Source organism: Streptomyces globisporus C-1027 (genome assembly GCF_000261345.2).
GTDB lineage: Bacteria > Actinomycetota > Actinomycetes > Streptomycetales > Streptomycetaceae > Streptomyces > Streptomyces pakalii.
Genome location: NZ_CP013738.1, coordinates 2,841,127 through 2,856,617 on the forward strand (window position 1 = coordinate 2,841,127; position 15,491 = coordinate 2,856,617).

At 71.7% G+C, this 15,491-nt stretch carries 13 protein-coding genes; 4 read left to right on the forward strand and 9 right to left on the reverse strand.

The genetic code is table 11. From position 1 onward, the window contains the following. The first annotated feature begins 104 nt into the window (after nt 1-104). Both WQO_RS12205 and WQO_RS12215 read left to right on the forward strand, forming a co-directional pair. A complete protein-coding gene (locus WQO_RS12205) occupies nt 105-1,091 on the forward strand; it encodes an endonuclease/exonuclease/phosphatase family protein (protein WP_167552034.1) in 987 nt (328 codons plus the stop codon). A gap of 1,530 nt (nt 1,092-2,621) precedes the next feature. After that, entirely contained in the window at nt 2,622-3,050 is a 429-nt protein-coding gene (locus WQO_RS12215; RefSeq protein ID WP_237274120.1) for an Ig-like domain-containing protein, read from the forward strand. A 41-nt stretch (nt 3,051-3,091) separates the two neighbouring features. Here WQO_RS12215 and WQO_RS12220 read toward each other — a convergent pair whose 3' ends face one another. From WQO_RS12220 to WQO_RS12245, 6 genes are all read right to left on the reverse strand, one after another. Further along, a complete protein-coding gene (locus WQO_RS12220) occupies nt 3,092-4,447 on the reverse strand; it encodes a benzoate/H(+) symporter BenE family transporter (protein ID WP_010062024.1) in 1,356 nt (451 codons plus the stop codon). Nucleotides 4,448-4,497: 50 nt separating this feature from the next. Further along, complete coding sequence (locus WQO_RS12225) at nt 4,498-5,658, reverse strand: aminotransferase-like domain-containing protein (protein ID WP_010062026.1); 1,161 nt, start codon at nt 5,656-5,658, stop codon at nt 4,498-4,500. A gap of 121 nt (nt 5,659-5,779) precedes the next feature. Then, nucleotides 5,780-6,877: an alpha-hydroxy acid oxidase gene (locus tag WQO_RS12230; RefSeq protein WP_032748789.1), complete on the reverse strand. Its 1,098-nt coding sequence runs from the start codon at nt 6,875-6,877 to the stop codon at nt 5,780-5,782. A 99-nt stretch (nt 6,878-6,976) separates the two neighbouring features. After that, nucleotides 6,977-7,744, reverse strand: coding sequence for a sulfite exporter TauE/SafE family protein (locus tag WQO_RS12235; protein ID WP_010062028.1), 768 nt, complete (start codon nt 7,742-7,744; stop codon nt 6,977-6,979). Nucleotides 7,745-7,804: 60 nt separating this feature from the next. Next, on the reverse strand, nt 7,805-8,575 hold the full coding sequence (locus WQO_RS12240; protein ID WP_418082101.1) for a TauD/TfdA family dioxygenase: 771 nt from the start codon (nt 8,573-8,575) through the stop codon (nt 7,805-7,807). Nucleotides 8,576-9,244: 669 nt separating this feature from the next. After that, complete coding sequence (locus WQO_RS12245; protein WP_010062031.1) at nt 9,245-10,078, reverse strand: alpha/beta fold hydrolase; 834 nt, start codon at nt 10,076-10,078, stop codon at nt 9,245-9,247. Nucleotides 10,079-10,234: 156 nt separating this feature from the next. Between WQO_RS12245 and WQO_RS12250 the strand changes: the two genes are divergently transcribed. Then, nucleotides 10,235-10,543: a hypothetical protein gene (locus WQO_RS12250; RefSeq protein WP_010062032.1), complete on the forward strand. Its 309-nt coding sequence runs from the start codon at nt 10,235-10,237 to the stop codon at nt 10,541-10,543. A gap of 220 nt (nt 10,544-10,763) precedes the next feature. On the opposite strand, the gene WQO_RS12255 is transcribed toward WQO_RS12250, so the two are convergent. After that, entirely contained in the window at nt 10,764-12,182 is a 1,419-nt protein-coding gene (locus tag WQO_RS12255) for a DUF445 domain-containing protein (RefSeq protein ID WP_010062033.1), read from the reverse strand. Between the two features lie 142 nt (nt 12,183-12,324). On the opposite strand from WQO_RS12255, the gene WQO_RS12260 reads away from it, so the two are divergent. After that, a complete protein-coding gene (locus WQO_RS12260; RefSeq protein WP_029182433.1) occupies nt 12,325-13,572 on the forward strand; it encodes an SGNH/GDSL hydrolase family protein in 1,248 nt (415 codons plus the stop codon). A gap of 61 nt (nt 13,573-13,633) precedes the next feature. Here the strand turns inward: WQO_RS12260 and WQO_RS12265 are convergent, their stop codons facing one another. Both WQO_RS12265 and WQO_RS12270 read right to left on the reverse strand, forming a co-directional pair. Beyond that, nucleotides 13,634-14,347, reverse strand: coding sequence for a DUF1707 SHOCT-like domain-containing protein (locus tag WQO_RS12265; RefSeq protein WP_010062036.1), 714 nt, complete (start codon nt 14,345-14,347; stop codon nt 13,634-13,636). 105 nt (nt 14,348-14,452) lie between these two features. Next, a complete protein-coding gene (locus WQO_RS12270) occupies nt 14,453-15,439 on the reverse strand; it encodes an ABC transporter ATP-binding protein (RefSeq protein WP_010062037.1) in 987 nt (328 codons plus the stop codon). Between the last annotated feature and the right edge of the window lie 52 nt (nt 15,440-15,491).

A 15,491-nucleotide genomic window follows, 5' to 3' on the forward strand; every position in this document is an offset into this window, starting at 1 on the left:
CCGGCTTCTGCAGGTCAGATCAAATTCGGTCCTGCCGTCCGTGGCCGGAACCTGCTTCCCCTGGTTGTTCGTCCTCTGGAGCGGGAGCGAGCGGACGGGAAAACATGGTGGAACGGGCAGACAGCGGCGCCGTGGCGGCGGAGACGTCGGTGGTGCCTGGTGTAGGGAAACGGCGGCGGGGGTGGGTGCTCGCCGGGGTCGCCGTCGTTCTGGGCGGAGTGCTGGGGTTCCATCGACTTGTTCCCAACTGGCCCGGGCGACTTGGGAGTCTGATCGAGTCCTTTCTGCCCTGGGGCGGTGTCCTCGCCGTCGTGCTGCTGGTCGTCGCCCTCGTGCGGCGGTCCGCCGTCGCCCTCGTCGCTCTGCTGCTGCCGGTGGGCGTGTGGGTGGGCACCTTCGGCGGGCTGCTCCTGCCCGGTGAGGAGGGTGATGGGCGGGAGCTCGTCGTCGTCCAGCACAACGTCAGCGACGAGAACCGGGATCCCGCCGGAACCGCCCGCGTGCTGGTCGACTCCGGGGCCGATCTCGTAGCGCTGGAGGAGCTCGTGGATCCGCAGCTGGCCGCGTACGAGAAGGCCCTCGCCGCCGACTATCCCCATCACGTCGTCCGGGGCACCGTCGGGCTCTGGTCCAAGCACCCGCTCAGCGGTGAGCAGGTGGTGGACATCAAGCCCCGGAGTATTGAGGAGGGGTGGAGTCGCGGCTTGCGTGCCGTGGTCGACTCTCCGTACGGGGAAGTCGCCGCGTACGTCGCCCATCTGCCCTCCGTCCGCGTGGGGGTGAGTGGGCTCGCCTCTCAGCGGCGTGACGAGAGCGCCGCGTTGCTGGGGCGCGCCATCGCGGATGAGAGCGTCGAGCCGGTCATTCTGCTCGGGGACCTCAACGGTGTCGTGGAGGATCGGGGGTTGAGTCCTCTCACCTCACAACTTGCCTTTGCTGAGAGCGGGTTCGCCTTCAGCTTCCCCGCCACCTTCCCGTTGGCCCGGATCGATCAGGTCATGGCCCGCTCCGCCGCCGTGGGCCACATCCGCACCCTGCCCGCCACCGGCAGCGACCATCTGCCCGTCGTCGCCCGCGTCGCCCTGGAGTGAGCTGGCCTGGGGTGAGTCGCCCGCCCGCAGCGCGTCCGCCTTGCGTACGGCCGCGACGCGTTGCCGCCAGGTCATGTCCTCGGGGAACTCGTACGTGTCCGTGTCGACCATCCAGCTCGCGTACGCCGTCGCCCTGCGGCAGTCCGCGCACTCCGGCTCGTCGCCCAGCGGGCGGAAGACATGCTCCTCCCCCGGGCCCGCGCACGCGATCAGCTCCCTGACCGGGGGCGGCGGCGGGGGAACCGGCAACGGAAGCGCCGGGATCACCGGGATCACCGGGATCACCGGGCATTTCTGGGTCAGACGATGGCGCAGGAAGCCGACCGCCGAGTGCACCCCGCCTTCCGGCGGGTCGGCCAGGAGCGCCTGTCGCAGGTCCCCTTCCGGCAGGCCGCCCTCCAGCCACTTCACGGCCTCCACCGCCAAGGCGCGGGCCTCGCGGACACCCAGCAGCAGGTCGCGGCGCGTGTGGCGCAGAGACAGCAGCAGGCGTTCTGCCTTGGCCAGTTGGCTGGTGGGGTGTGGGGGCGGAGCCGGTGCCGACCCTGTCGCCTGTTCGGGGCTCGGCGCTGCCTCGGCCGGGGCTCCCGCTGTTTCGGGGTCCGGTGCCGCCGCCACCGCCTCCGGGTCCGGGGCCGTGCCCAGGTCCGCTACCCGCCCCCGCCCCGCTTCGGAGGGTGGGTGGGGAGTGGTCTTATCACTGTGGTCTTCCTCGGGTTGATAGCCACCGACCGACCGAGGAGTCGGTTCACCGACGGTCGGATACCGCACACCCGGAGAGCGCCCCGCGTCCGGCTCCAGCCTCGCCCAGACCGACCTGGCCTCCGCGCCCGACAGCGGTGTGTTCGTGAACAGCTGGGCCGTCGTCCAGAGCCCGTCATCCCGCTGGGTGCGCCACTCATGGACGTAACCGTGCTCCACCAACTGCTTCTTGGCCTGCTGGTACGGGCGGCCCTTCATGTCCAGCTTCCGCGCCAGTTCGCCGAGCGGGCGGTCCGTGGCGGAGTCGGGGAGGCCCTGGACGTACAGGATCAGGATCTTCGCGTTACTGCCCATCCGCCGGTCGCGCACGACCGTGTTTGAGGCCTTCGTCCAGCCCGAAGAGGGCGCGATAACATGACGCAGCATTTCTGGTGGGTCCTGTCCACTGGGGGTGTAGGCCCTCGGGTGGGTGTTGGCGCACCTCCGGGGGCCGCCCTTTGCGCGCGAGCGCGCACTGAGCGTGATGACCTCGTCACCGTATCTCACCGTTCTGACGCGTCGCCAGATCGAAGATCCGTTCGCCGAACCACCCCCTGCGTCAGCGCCCATAGGGCCAGTTGCCGGGGCGGTCGCGGTCAGCCAACCAAACCCCGCCCTCCACGTTCTGTACACGCTCTCATCACAATTCCGCTTCGCTTCCCGCATGCCTCTGATGTGCACCCGTACGCACTGCGAGCATCGGCTGCTCCACCGCACCTAGTTCGGCCTTGGGGGCAGCACATGGGGATGAGGAAGCAGTCACGGCGGTCCATGCCCGGAGCCCTCCGGATGCGCGTATCCGTGGGAGCGGGCGCGCTGGCGCTCCTCCTGACGGGCTGCGGGGGTGACGGCGACGCTGCGGACGGCCAGGGCGGGAAGGGAACCGTCGAGCGGACGCTGGCGCTCATGGACGACCAGCAGAGCGTGGACGCGGGCGACAGCCTGGACGTGGACGTCCTCGACAACGACTCCATCACCCTGGAGAGCAACGACCGGGCGGGGCTGCTCGACGCCTACGACCCCGCCGAGCTGACCCTGACCATCGAGACCGAGCCCGGCCACGGTTCCGCTTCGGTGTCCGGGGCCACGGTGACGTACACCGCCAGGGACGGGTACGCCGGCGAGGACGAGCTGACCTACGAGGTCCGCGTGAAGGGCACCGAGGTTCCCGCCGCCACGGCCGTCCTACGGATCACCGTCACCTCGCCCGCGCCCTGACCGGGAGACGCGACGCCGTACGGGGCGGCCGCCCGGGCCCGTTACGAGGTCTTCTGCTGCTCCTGCCGGCCGCCGCGCCGGCGCCGGGCGGTCAGCGCCAGGTGTGTCACCAGTCCCAGGACCAGGCCCCAGCACGCGGAGCCGACGCCGCCCAGAGTGACGCCCGAGGCCGTGGTGAGGAAGGTGACCACCGCCGCGTCGCGGCCCTGTTCGTCCGCCACCGCCTGGGCGAGGCTCGTGGAGAACGTGGCGAGGAGGGCCACCCCCGCGACCACGGCGATGAGTTCGGGCGGCAGCGCGGTGAACAGCCCCACGAGCGCGGCCCCGCAGACGCCCGCCAGCAGGTAGAAGACGCCGCACGCCACTCCGGCCACATAGCGGCGTCGCGGGTCGCGGTGGGCCTCCTCGCCGGTGCTGATGGCGGCGGTGATCGCCGCCAGGTTGACGGCGTGGCCGCCCAGCGGCGCGAGCGCCGTGGAGGCGAGGCCGGTGGCCGTGATCAGCAGCCGGTCGTCCGGGCGGTAGCCGCAGGCCGCCAGCACGGCGAGGCCGGGCGCGTTCTGCGAGGCCATCGTCACCACGGCGAGCGGCACGGCCAGGCCCACCAGCGCCGAACCCGTGAACTCCGGTGCCGTGAGGACGGGAAGGGTCAGCCCGATGTCCACGGACGAGGCGTCGATGCCCGGGACGACGGCGGTGACGAGCACGGCCGCGAGCAGGGCCCAGGCCACCGCGTACCTCGGTGACCGCTGTTTGACGGCCAGGTACGTGGCGAGCGAGACCAGCACCGCGACCGGCGCGCCGTCCAGTGCCGAGAACAGGCCGACGCCGAAGGAGAACAGCACACCCGCCAGCATGGCCGCCACGATGCCGGGCGGTACGCGGCGCATGACCTTCCCGAAGACGCCCGTCAGGCCGACCAGCGCCATGAGGAGACCGCTGACCAGGAAGGCGCCGACCGCCTCGGGGTACGAGTAGTCCCCGAGGCTGCCGACGAGGACCGCGGCGCCCGGCGTCGAGAACGCGGTGATCACCGGGATCCGGGTCCACCAGCTGAGCACGGCACACGTGACGCCGCTGCCCACGCACGCCGCCCACACCCACGACGCGGTCTGCTCATCGGTGAGGTGACCGGCGGCCGCTGCCGCCAGGACCACGAGGAGGGGGCCGGAACACGAGACCAGGACGGTGATCAGGCCCGCGAGGACGGCGGAGAGCGAGGCGTCCGCCAGGAGCCCGCGCCGCTCGGAGGGTCCTCGTCGCTCCGAGGACCCGCGCCGCTCGGAGAGCCTGCGCCGATCGGAGAGCCCGCGCCGATCGGAAGGCGTGCGCCCTTCGTCCGTCGGCCCGGGCGCCTCGTCCGTGCCGTTCTCGGCGCCCTGTTCGGCCGTGGCCATCGTGTCCCTTCCCCCTCGCCCGCAACTCCCGCTGCTACTCCGCTACTCCCCTACTCCGCCCGCTGTGCCACCGACGCCAGCCGCGTCACCCCCTCGGCGAACTCCTCGTCGCTCAGGGCCTGGAACGGCAGCCGGAGGAACACCGTTCCGGACGGTGGCGCCGAGTCCGCCGGGTAGAACGCCGAGCCACGGGTGAGGGCGACGCCCTCGGCGGCCACAGCCGCGAGGAACTTCTCCTCCGTGGTCCGTACCGGAAGATGCACGCTGATGTAGTAGCCGCCCTCGGGCACGCACAGCGCGGCCTCGCCGAGCGCCTTCCGCACCGCCTCGACCGCCGTGTCGTGCCGCGGCCGCAGCAGTTTCCTGACCTCGTCGATGTTGCGCCGGACCAGGCCGCTCGCGAAGGCCCGGGCGGCGACCACCTGGAGCAGGGGGGCCGGCGAGAGGTACGTGCTCTCCGCGAGCGCCGCCAGGGCGCCCGGCGTACCGGGCGGGCCGATCACATAGCCGACGCGCAGTCCCGGGCTGAGGATCTTGCTCAGCGAGCCGATGGTCAGCACCCGGGCGCCCTCGACCGATTCCGCGAGTTCGCCGAGGAGCCTGGGGGCCGTGCCCGCGAAACGGAGTTCCCGGTACGGAATGTCCTCCAGGATCGTGAAGCCGAACTCGGCCGACAGACGGACGAGTTCGCGCCGCTTCTCCTCGCTCGTCGTGACCCCGCCGGGGTTCTGGAAGTCCGGGATCAGATAGACGAACGCGGGTACCTCCGTACGCAGGCGCTCCCGCAGGACGTCCAGGTCCAGGCCGTCCCCCCGCAGGGGTATCCCGGAGACCTGCGCCCCGTGCCGCTCGAAGATCTGGACGGCACGGTCGTACGTCGGCGCCTCCGCGAGCACCTTCTTGCTGGGCGCGTCCTTGAGGAGGTGCGCGGCGAGCAGGTCGAGGGCCTGGAGGGAACCGTTGGTGACGAAGATCCGGTCGGGGTCGACCGAGTGGAACGCCCCGAGCTGGTCCCGGAGTTCGCGGTCACCGGTGTGGCGGCCGATGGGCGCGTACTGGAAGACGCGGTCCGGTTCGGCGGCGAGGACCGACCCGGTCAGCTCGGCGATGTCGGCGGACGGGATCGCTTCGAGCGGAGGGATTCCCCGCGAGAAGTGGACGGTCGGAGAGGTCGGAGAGGTCACAGCGTCCTTGGGGTTCGGGGAAGTCACAGAGGTCTCCTGGAGAAGGAACCGAGGGGAGGGAACGGGAGCGCGGAGAGCGGGAGCACGGAGAGCGAGGGCGCGGAACACGGAGAGCGAAGGCGTGGGTAGCGGGCAGGGCTTCCAGTGCTCAGGAGGCGCCCAGGCGCATGGCCCGGTGCGCGCTGACGGCGAAATCAGGGCCGATGTCGGCGACGCAGTCCGCGCCGAGCTGGAGCAGCGTGTCCTCGATCTCGCTCCGGAGGAGGTCGAGAACCGCCTCGACACCCTGCTGTCCGGCCAGGCCGAGGCCCCAGAGGTAGGGGCGGCCGACACACACCGCGTCCGCGCCGTACGCGAGGGCCTTGACGACGTGGACGCCGGAGCGGATGCCGCCGTCCATGAGGACCAGGGCGCGGCCGGCGACCGCGGCCGCCACCTGCTCCAGGGCGACCAGGCTGGGCACCGCGCCGTCGAGCTGGCGGCCGCCGTGGTTGGAGACGATGACGCCGTCCGCGCCCAGGGCCACGCAGTGTTCGGCGTCCTCGGCGCGCAGGACGCCCTTGACCACGATCGGCAGCCGGGTACGGGACCGTATCCATCCCAGGTCGTCCCAGGTCAGCGGCAGGCGTTCGATGCGGGCGCCGTCCGGGATGTCGCCGGTGAGCACGCCCAGCGCGCGCAGGTTGCCGAAGTCGACGTGCCCCGGGGTGCGGAAGCCCGCTCGCCGGGTGCCGATACGGCGGGCCGCGTAGCTGGCGTCGACCGTGACCACGAGCGCGGTCGCGCCGGCGTCCTCCGCCAGGGCGATCGTCGCGGCGACGTCGTCGCGGGAGCGGTAGGCGTAGAGCTGGAACCAGCTGTCGCTGCCGACCGCACCGGTCACGTCGGAGAAGGCGTAGTGGCTGTCCGTGCTGACGATCGACACGGTGCCCGCGGACTCGGCCGCGCGGGCGGTCGCGATCTCGGCGTCCTCGTGGAGGAGGCGCTGGGGGCTGGTCGGGGCGAGGAGGACGGGCAGGGCGAGCCGCTGCCCGAGCACGGTCACGGACGTATCGGGTTTCACGCCCGTGCCGCCGAGGGCCCGGGGGCGCAACCAGACCTGGTCGAAGGCCTCCGTGTTGGCACGGACCGTGAGCTGGGTGTCGGCGCCGCCCGCCACGTACGCCCAGCAGGCGGCGTCGAGCAGGGACTCCGCTGCCTGCTCGTAGTCGGTCAGCGTCAACAGCCCGGATAATTCCCTTGCCATGGAACCTCTTCCGTCGTCGGATGAATTCCTTGGGCGCCTGTCGTCCCGTCAAGTGAACGTGTCCGTCACATGGATTGACCCGTCAAGCGAACAGGGCCGTCAGGCGAACTGGTCGAATGCCATCTTGGCCACCATTCCGGTGACCACGAGCACGAGGACGATGCGGACGAATCCGGATCCCCTTTTCATGGCGGTGCGCGACCCGATCATCGCGCCCGCGATGTTCCCCACGGCCATTCCGAGACCGAGGGCCCACAGGACGTTTCCCTGCCAGGCGAAGACCGCGAGGGCCCCCAGGTTGGAAGAGGCGTTGATCACCTTCGCCATGGCCGCGCTTTCCAGGAACTGGGTCGCCAGGAGTGTGGTGAAGGAAATGATGAGGAAGGTGCCGACACCGGGGCCGAAGACCCCGTCGTAGAAACCGATGCCGACACCCGCGATGAGGATCGCCGCATTGCGGCGGCGCGGGGTGACGACGATGTTCCGCTGCTGGACCCCGAAACTGGGCCGGAAGGCCACGAAGAGCGCCACGGTGATGAGCAGGCCCATGATGACGGGCCGGAAGTAGGTCGTGGGAACGCTCGACGCGGACAGCGCGCCGAGCGCGCCGAAGGGGACCGCGAGTCCGGCGGCCGGCAGCAGGACCGAGCGGTCCAGCTTGGTGCGCCGCTGGTACATGTACGCGGCGGTCGCGGTTCCCATGACCGCCGCGATCTTGTTCGTGCCCAGCGCCACCGCCGGCGAGTACTGGGGGAAGGCCAACAGGAGCACCGGGATGAGCAGCACCCCGCCACCGCCGACGACCGCATCCACCCAGCCGGCCGCCGTCGCGGCCGCGAGCAGGCCGAGCACTTCGTACAGTTCCACTCTTCCTCATTCACGTGACGTGGCCCCGGCTCCCGGGGCCGGGTGCTGCCGCCCGCCGGGTCAGACGACCCCGCGGATCTCCGTCATCGCCGGCAGCACGCGCGGGTGCCGCATCATGCGCTGGGCCCAGAGCGGGGCGGATCGCAGGGAGTAGAAGCGGCGCAGCCAGCGGTCCTGGCCGTCGTAGCGGGGGGTGAACGCGGTGCGGCCGTGGACGACGACGTGGTTGTCGAGGACGACGAGGTCGCCCGGCGCGAGCACCAGGTCGCGGCAGACCCGCTCCAGGGCCGTGGCCAGGGAGCGCAGTGCGGCCCGCGCCTGCGGGTGGTCGCCCTGCGTGTTGTGCGAGTTGAAGCGCATGAACGGGCGGTCCGCCGGGCCGAAGATCACCGGATGCGGGCCGGCCGAGGGGCGGGGGCCGGTGGTGTTCCGGGTGAAGGAGGTCGGATACAGGCTGTGGAACTGCGGCTTCCGCAGCTCCGCCACCTCGTCGTCGGTCAGCAGCGGCAGCGCGTCGCGCACGGAGGAGACGCGGGTCGCGGCGATCTGGTCGTGGTCCTGGCGCAGGCAGAGCAGACCGAGGTAGTCGGGGCGGAGCGGATGGTGCACGTTCTCGGTGTGGAAGTCGAAGGCGACCGATCCGCTGTTCTCGATCCGGGCCTCCTCGCCGCGTACGGGATGTACGTCGTGGAAGAGCGCGCCGGCCTTCTCGTCCTGATAGCCGGTCAGCGAGCCGAGGAGGTCCGCGACGAGCATGAGGGTTCCGTTGGTGGGGTGGCCGTCGAGGATATGGGCCTCGTGCGCCTGCGGAGTCTTCGGCAATTCACCCACCGAAACTCCGCGCAATATGCAGTATCCACGGGATTCCGTGTCCGAACCGAAATCGAGGATCATCTTGCGCATCCCGTCCGGGAGATCCATGAGGAGCCCCGAGACAACGATGGGTACCGAGTCCGACAAGCGCGCGGCGAGCGCGGACAGCTCGCTCACCTTCTCCGCCTCGGACTCGCCTAATCGGTACTGATTCAGAGCCTGGGCAAGCATTCTCATAATCTCTCACCGATTCCCGAATGCAGGGTTGATCATGACGGTGAAAAACGTATCCCGCCCCGATTCTCTCCGTCAACAATCGCTTTCGGACAGTGACATCCCAGGTTAACGGGTCGGGCATTTGCGAGTTAACACGCGAATGTCTTCATCCTGCATGAAGCAGCCCGAAGCGGCCCACGCGGTAAGGGGTGCAGGCCCGGTCGCCACTTCCTGTTCACCGGGTTGAGCTGGCTCTACGGCGCAGGATGACGGGGAGATGAACAGCCCAAATCGCCCCGTCAGGTGCTTTCTGCACCCCCTTCCCGGCGCCCGCAGGAGTCACGCGGAGCCGGTTTCGCGCCATCCGGATCGCGGGAGGCGGGGTGGTGAATCGTGTGAAGGGGGTCACATGTCGCTGTGCCATACAGTGCGGGGCCGGACCTCACCCCGACCCCGGCCACTGGCCCCGGGTCACCGCCGGAGGTCACGCAGATACCGCGCCATCTCCTCGTACACCGCCGCCGAGTTGTCCAGATGGGCGTCGTGGCCCGCCCCCGGGATCACGGCGATCCGGGTCGCGGGGTGCCGGTCCCGCATCCGGTCCGTCTCGTCCGGCTTCATCGTCCCCTTCTCGCCGCGCAGCACCAGCACCGGGCAGCGCACCCGGTCCCAGGCGTCCCAGTAGTCGCGGTGCGCGTTCTCCTGGACCGTGGCCACCATGACGTCCCGGTCGACGCGGGGGTGCAGTCCGCCGGCGCCCGGAGCGAGGCCCGCCGCCCAGGCCCGGCCCGCCGGGCCGCCGCCGAAGAACGCCTCGGCCGCCGCCCTGTCCGGGAACGGCACCGGCCACGAATCCAGCCAGCGCCCGATCTGCTCCGGCAGCCCCGGGCTCGGACCCGCCGGGCCCGCCTCGATCAGGACCAGCGCACGGCACACCTCCGGGTGGGCCGCCGCCGTCAGCAGGGCGGTGAGGCCGCCCATCGACTGGCCGACCAGCACCGTGTCCTTTCCGGCCAGACCGAACCGGCGCGCCACGGCCCGTACGTCACTCACGTGCGCCGCCCGTGTCACGTCCCCGGGGCGGCGCGTACTCGCCCCGCTGCCGCGTGCGTCGAAGGCGATCACCCGGTGCGTGGCCGTGAACCGGGCCGCCAGCGCCTCCCACTCGCCGCAGTGCCCGGCCAATCCGTGCAGCAGAAGCAGCGGCGGGCCGTCTCCGCCGTGGTCGGTGCAGAAGAGGCGTACGGGACCGGCCCCGGCACCGGTCGCTCCTCCGTCGGCCTCGCCCGGGTCCGTCACCGTCACCGTGGTCGTTCCCCTGGCCGCTTCCACCCGGAACCCCCGCCTCCCCCGTACCGCCCTCCGGCCGCGTCGCCCCGAACGCTAGCCTCGGGCTCCGTACCGAACCACAGAAATACCGACGGTTCACAGGACGGCTCACAGAAAGCGATGGTGGCGGCGATGGCGAAGGTTCCGGCAGCGGCGGTGGCGGCGAGCGGGCTCGTCGGGGGGTACGGCGTCGCCCGGTGGACCAGGAAGCGGCCGCTCGGCGGTGCCGCGCTCGCCGCCGCCGGGTCGCTGGCCGCGTACGAGTGGAACCGGCAGGCCGGGCCGCGTGCCGCCGCCGGGCTGAGCGTCGCCTATGCCGCCGCCTTCGCCGGGTCGCACCCGCTCGCCAAGAAGGTCGGCGCCTGGCCCGCCGTGTTCGCCGTCGCGGGCGGCGTGGCCGCCGCCTCCTGGGCCGTCACCCGGCGGGCCGCACGGAGCTGAGCCCGCCCAGAGCTGAGCCCGCCCACCGCCCACATGGGATCCGGCTCCGGAAAGAATCCCGCCCCCACCTGAACACCCGCCGCCCCGCGCCCGTACTCCCCGGCAACTCCCCCGCGTAGGCCGGGTGCGTACCCGTACCGGACACGACAGGAACGTACGGGTACGCACCCGGAGCGGCGGGGCACAGGCCCACGGCCCCCGGCCCCGGTGAGCTGACCGCTCAACCCCCCAGCGCGTGCGACACCGTGTAGATCGCCAGGCCCGCAAGCGCGCCCACCACCGTGCCGTTGATCCGGATGAACTGGAGGTCGCGGCCGATGTGCGCCTCGATCTTCTTCGAGGTCTGGTCCGCGTCCCAGCCCGCGACCGTCTCGCTGATCAGCGAGGTGATCTCCGCGCGGTACGTCGTCACCACGTACACCGCCGCGTCCTCCAGCCAGCCGTCCAGCTTGCCCTGGAGCCGTTCGTCGCTCGCCAGCCTCGCGCCCAGCGACATCAGCGAGGCGCGGGCCCGCAGCCGCAGTTCGCTGCGCTCGTCCTCCGCCGCCGAGATGATCATCGTGCGGACGGAGGACCAGGCCGAGGCGATGACGTCCTGGACCTCGCTCCGGCCCAGGATCTCCGACTTCAGGCGCTCCACCCGGGCCCGGGTGTCGGCGTCGGTCTGGAGGTCGGCCGCGAAGTCGGTCAGGAACGTGTCGATCGAGCCGCGCGCCGGGTGCTCCGGCATGTCCCGCATCTCCGTGACGAACCGCAGCAGTTCCTTGTAGACCCGCTCCCCGACCCGCTTGTCCACAAATCTCGGCGTCCAGCCGGGGGCCCCGCCCTGCACCGCGTTCATCACCGAATCGCCGTGCTCCACCAGCCAGTCGTGCGCCCGTACGCAGATGAGGTCGACGACCTTGCGGTGGCCGCCGTCCGTGACGACCTTCTCCAGCATCTTGCCGAGGCCCGGGCCGACCTCCACCGCGTCCGCCCGCCGGGTGATCGCCTCGCCGACCACCGCCTGGACGTCGGAATCCCGAAGGACCGTCAGCGCACCGCGCAGCGCCGTCGCCAGCTCGGCGGTGACCCGGTCCGCGTGGGCCGGCTCCGCGAGCCACACACCGAGCCGCCGGCCGACCCCCAGAGCGTGAATTCGGTCACGAATGACGTCTCCGGAGAGAAAGTTCTCGCCAACGAAGGAACCGAGGGACTGTCCTAGCTGATCCTTCTTGGTGGGGATGATGGCTGTGTGCGGGATGGGCAGGCCGAGCGGGCGCCGGAAGAGCGCCGTGACGGCGAACCAGTCCGCGAGCGCGCCCACCATGCCCGCCTCGGCAGCCGCTGCGACGTAGCCCGGCCAGCCCCCCACGCCTGAGTTCTTCGCCCAGGTGGCCAGGACGTACACGAGCGCTACGAGCAGAAGGAGGCCGGTCGCCGTGAGTTTCATGCGCCGTACGCCGCGCTGCTTCTCCTCGTCGGCGGCGGTGTACGCGAACGAGGCCAGCGGGCCCGCGCCCGCTCCCGCCCCCGGCTCCCGCGCCCGCCCCGGCGGCAGCGCCGACCGCACCGACGCCGCGGCCTCCGGCGCCTGCTCCGCGTCCTTCTGCACCGCGTCCCCGTCCTGCCCCTGCTCGCCGGATCCGGTCCGTTCCATCCGCTCCACCCGTCCGCGTACGCCTCGCCCCCGTGACGTACGCATTGTCCCTACCTCCCCTACTCCTGGGCCGCATGTGGAGTTCCCGACGGCCTGTCGCATCATGGGACCAGCACGATCATCACAAGGAGAACCACCGCACATGCCAAGGCGCCAGGGGTATGCCCTGCTCATCGCCCTAGTGGCGGGCACCGCCGCGCTCGCCGCCGCCGTCGCCTTCGCAACGACGCTCCTCTCCGGCCCCGGGGCGACGCCACCGCCGCCCGCCGAGACCCAGGCGGCCGCCCGTAACCCGGTCGCCCCCGCCACCTCGGGCCCCTCGTGGGTCGCCACCTGGACCGCCGCGCCCGTCGGCGCCGAGAAGGGCACCGAGGGCGGGTTCCCCGGGCGCACCGTCCGTAACGTCGTGCACACCAGCATCGGCGGGGACGTCGCCCGGATCACGCTGTCCAATCTCTTCGGCACGACCCCTCTGGTCGTCGACCAGGCCACCGTCAACACCCGGCCGGTGACCTTCAAGGGCTCCGGGACCGTCACCGTCGCCGCGGGCGGACGGGTCGTCAGCGACCCGGTCGTCGTGCCGGTGGCCCCCGACTCCGACCTCCAGGTCAGCTTCCGTACCCCGCGGGGCGGCGGGCCGGTCACCTTCCACGGCTACACCCACCAGACATCGTTCCTGATCGACGAACGCGGCACCTTCACCACCAGCAACTGGCGCTACCTGACCGCCGTGGACGTCCGCAGCGAGCAGGCGCTCGGCGCGGTCGTCGCCCTCGGGGACTCCCTGACGGCGGGCAGCGGCTCCAGCACCGACGCCAACGCCCGCTGGCCCGACGTCCTCGCCGACCGGCTGGGCGGCCGGTACGGGGTCGCCAACGCGGGCATCGCGGGCAACCGGGTCGTGGGCATCGGCCGCGGCACCGGCGGCCAGTCGGGCACCGACCGGCTCGACCGGGACGTCCTGGGGGTCGCCGGGGCCCGGACCGTCGTCGTGGCGCTCGGCATCAACGACGTACAGCAGTACCCGCAGGAGGCCGACCCCCAGCGCATCGTGGACAGCCTGCGCGCCCTCACCGACCGGGCGCACGCCCGCGGGCTCCGGGTCGTCGGCGCGACGCTGACCCCGTTCGAGGGCTTCGCCACCTGGACGCCCCAGCGCGACGCCGTACGCCGCGCGGTCAACGAGCAGATCCGGTCGGGCACGGTCTACGACGCGTACGTCGACTTCGACGCGGCGGTACGCGACCCCGCCGCGCCGAACCGGCTCCTCGCCTCGTACGACTCCGGCGACCACCTGCACCTCAACGACGACGGGTACCGCGCGCTCGGCGACCGGGTGGACCTGAAGTCCCTGGACCGGGACCGCGCGCCCCGGTCCGACGCGCTGTGACCCGCTGAGGAGAGGCGAAGGGCCTCAGCGCCGTGAACCCGCCGGGCACGCCCCAGGGCCCTCAGAGCTTCTTGCGTCCTTCGCCGGAGCCGCCGTCGTCCGGGCCCTCCAGCTCGTGGCGGCGGCGCGCCTCCAGCTCCGCCTCCTTCGCCTCCTTCAAGCGGCGGCGCTCCGCCTTCGTCCGCTTGCGCTCCACCCCGACGCCGCCCATCAGGGCGAAGCCGGTGATCCGCACCCGCGGCGAGTCGGGGGCGATCTCGCCGTCCTCGTTGGAGCCCTCGCCGAAGCCGCCCATGATGCCGATGCCCCGGACCTCGACGTTCAGCTCCGGCGGTGCGGTCACATGGATGCCGCCCATGATCGTGAAGCAGCGGATCACGGTCTCGCGGTCCTCGAAGTGCGCGTCGCGCAGGTCGATCTCGCCGCCGCCCCACATCGCGAACGCGGTGAACTTCCGGGCCACCGTCCAGCGGCCCCTCCGGTTGAAGCCGCCCCAGAGCGCGAACCCGCCCGTGGAGGTCGCGGGGCCGCCGATCCGCGCGGGCCAGTTCGCGGCCGAGCCCCCCAGCGAGGCGGGCGCGGACGAACCGACCGGAGCGACCGCCGAGCCCGGTGCCGGCAGGTCCTGGACCAGCGGCTCCAACTCCCCGTGCGTACGGGCCTTGTAGGCCGTCTCCAGGCGCTGGTCGAACTCGTCCATATCCAGTCGGCCCTCGGCCACGGCCTCGCGCAGCAGCTCCGCGATCCGCTCGCGCTCGGCATCGGAGGCGCGCATGTCCGGACGTTCACTTGTCATACCGCGCAGCCTATTGAACGCACCCGTTCCCGGCACAGACCCGCAGGCCCACGACCTGCGCGCGCCGCCCCGGGGGAGGGCCCCTTACGGCGTCGACTCGTACATCCTCGCGATCACGGCCTCGATGTCCGGCTCCCGTACCGACAGGTCGACCAGCGGGTAGTCCGCGGCGATCCGTGCCACCAGCGGGGCCGCCGACGCGGCGGCGGGGAACGCCAGCCACTGGCGCGGACCCTCCACCTTGACCGCGCGCAGGGCGGGTTGCTCTCCCCCGTCCACCGACTCCAGCCGGATCGGTGGGAGTTCGCTCTCCAGGTCCACCACCAGCATGCGTTCGCTCTCCCCCACCTCGTGGAGGCCGGCCAGCGAACCGTCGTACATCAGGCGGCCGTGGTCGATCACCATGACCCGGCCGCACAGCTGCTCGATGTCGGTGAGGTCGTGCGTCGTCAGCAGGACCGTCGTCCCGCGCTCGGCGTTCAACTCCTTGAGGAACTGCCGCACCTTGGCCTTGGAGATCACGTCGAGACCGATCGTCGGCTCGTCCAGGTACAGCACCTCCGGATCGTGCAGCAGCGCCGCCGCGATGTCGCCGCGCATCCGCTGGCCGAGCGAGAGCTGCCGTACAGGGACCTCCAACAGCTCGCCCAGGTCGAGGAGTTCGACGCAGCGCTCCAGGTTCTCCCGGTAACGCCGGTCGGGGATGCGGTACATGCGGTGCATCAGCCGGTACGAGTCGCGCAGCGGCAGGTCCCACCAGAGGGTCGTCCGCTGGCCGAAGACGACACCGATGCGGTGCGCCAGGCGCGTACGTTCGCGGGAGGGGTCGATGCCCGCGACGCGCAGCCGGCCGCCGCTCGGGGTGAGGATGCCCGTCAGCATCTTGATCGTGGTCGACTTCCCGGCGCCGTTCGGGCCGATGTAGCCGACCATCTCGCCGCGCGCGACCCGGAAGCTGATCCCGTCCACGGCCCGCACCTCGTGGCGCTCCCGGCGCAGCAGGCCCGCCCGGCGGCGGACCTCGAAGACCTTCTCGACTCCGTCGAGGCTGATGAACCCGTCGTCCGCCATGTCCGTGCTCTCCCGCGTAGTCCCGTCCGACCCGGTCGGCTCCCGGTCCCTG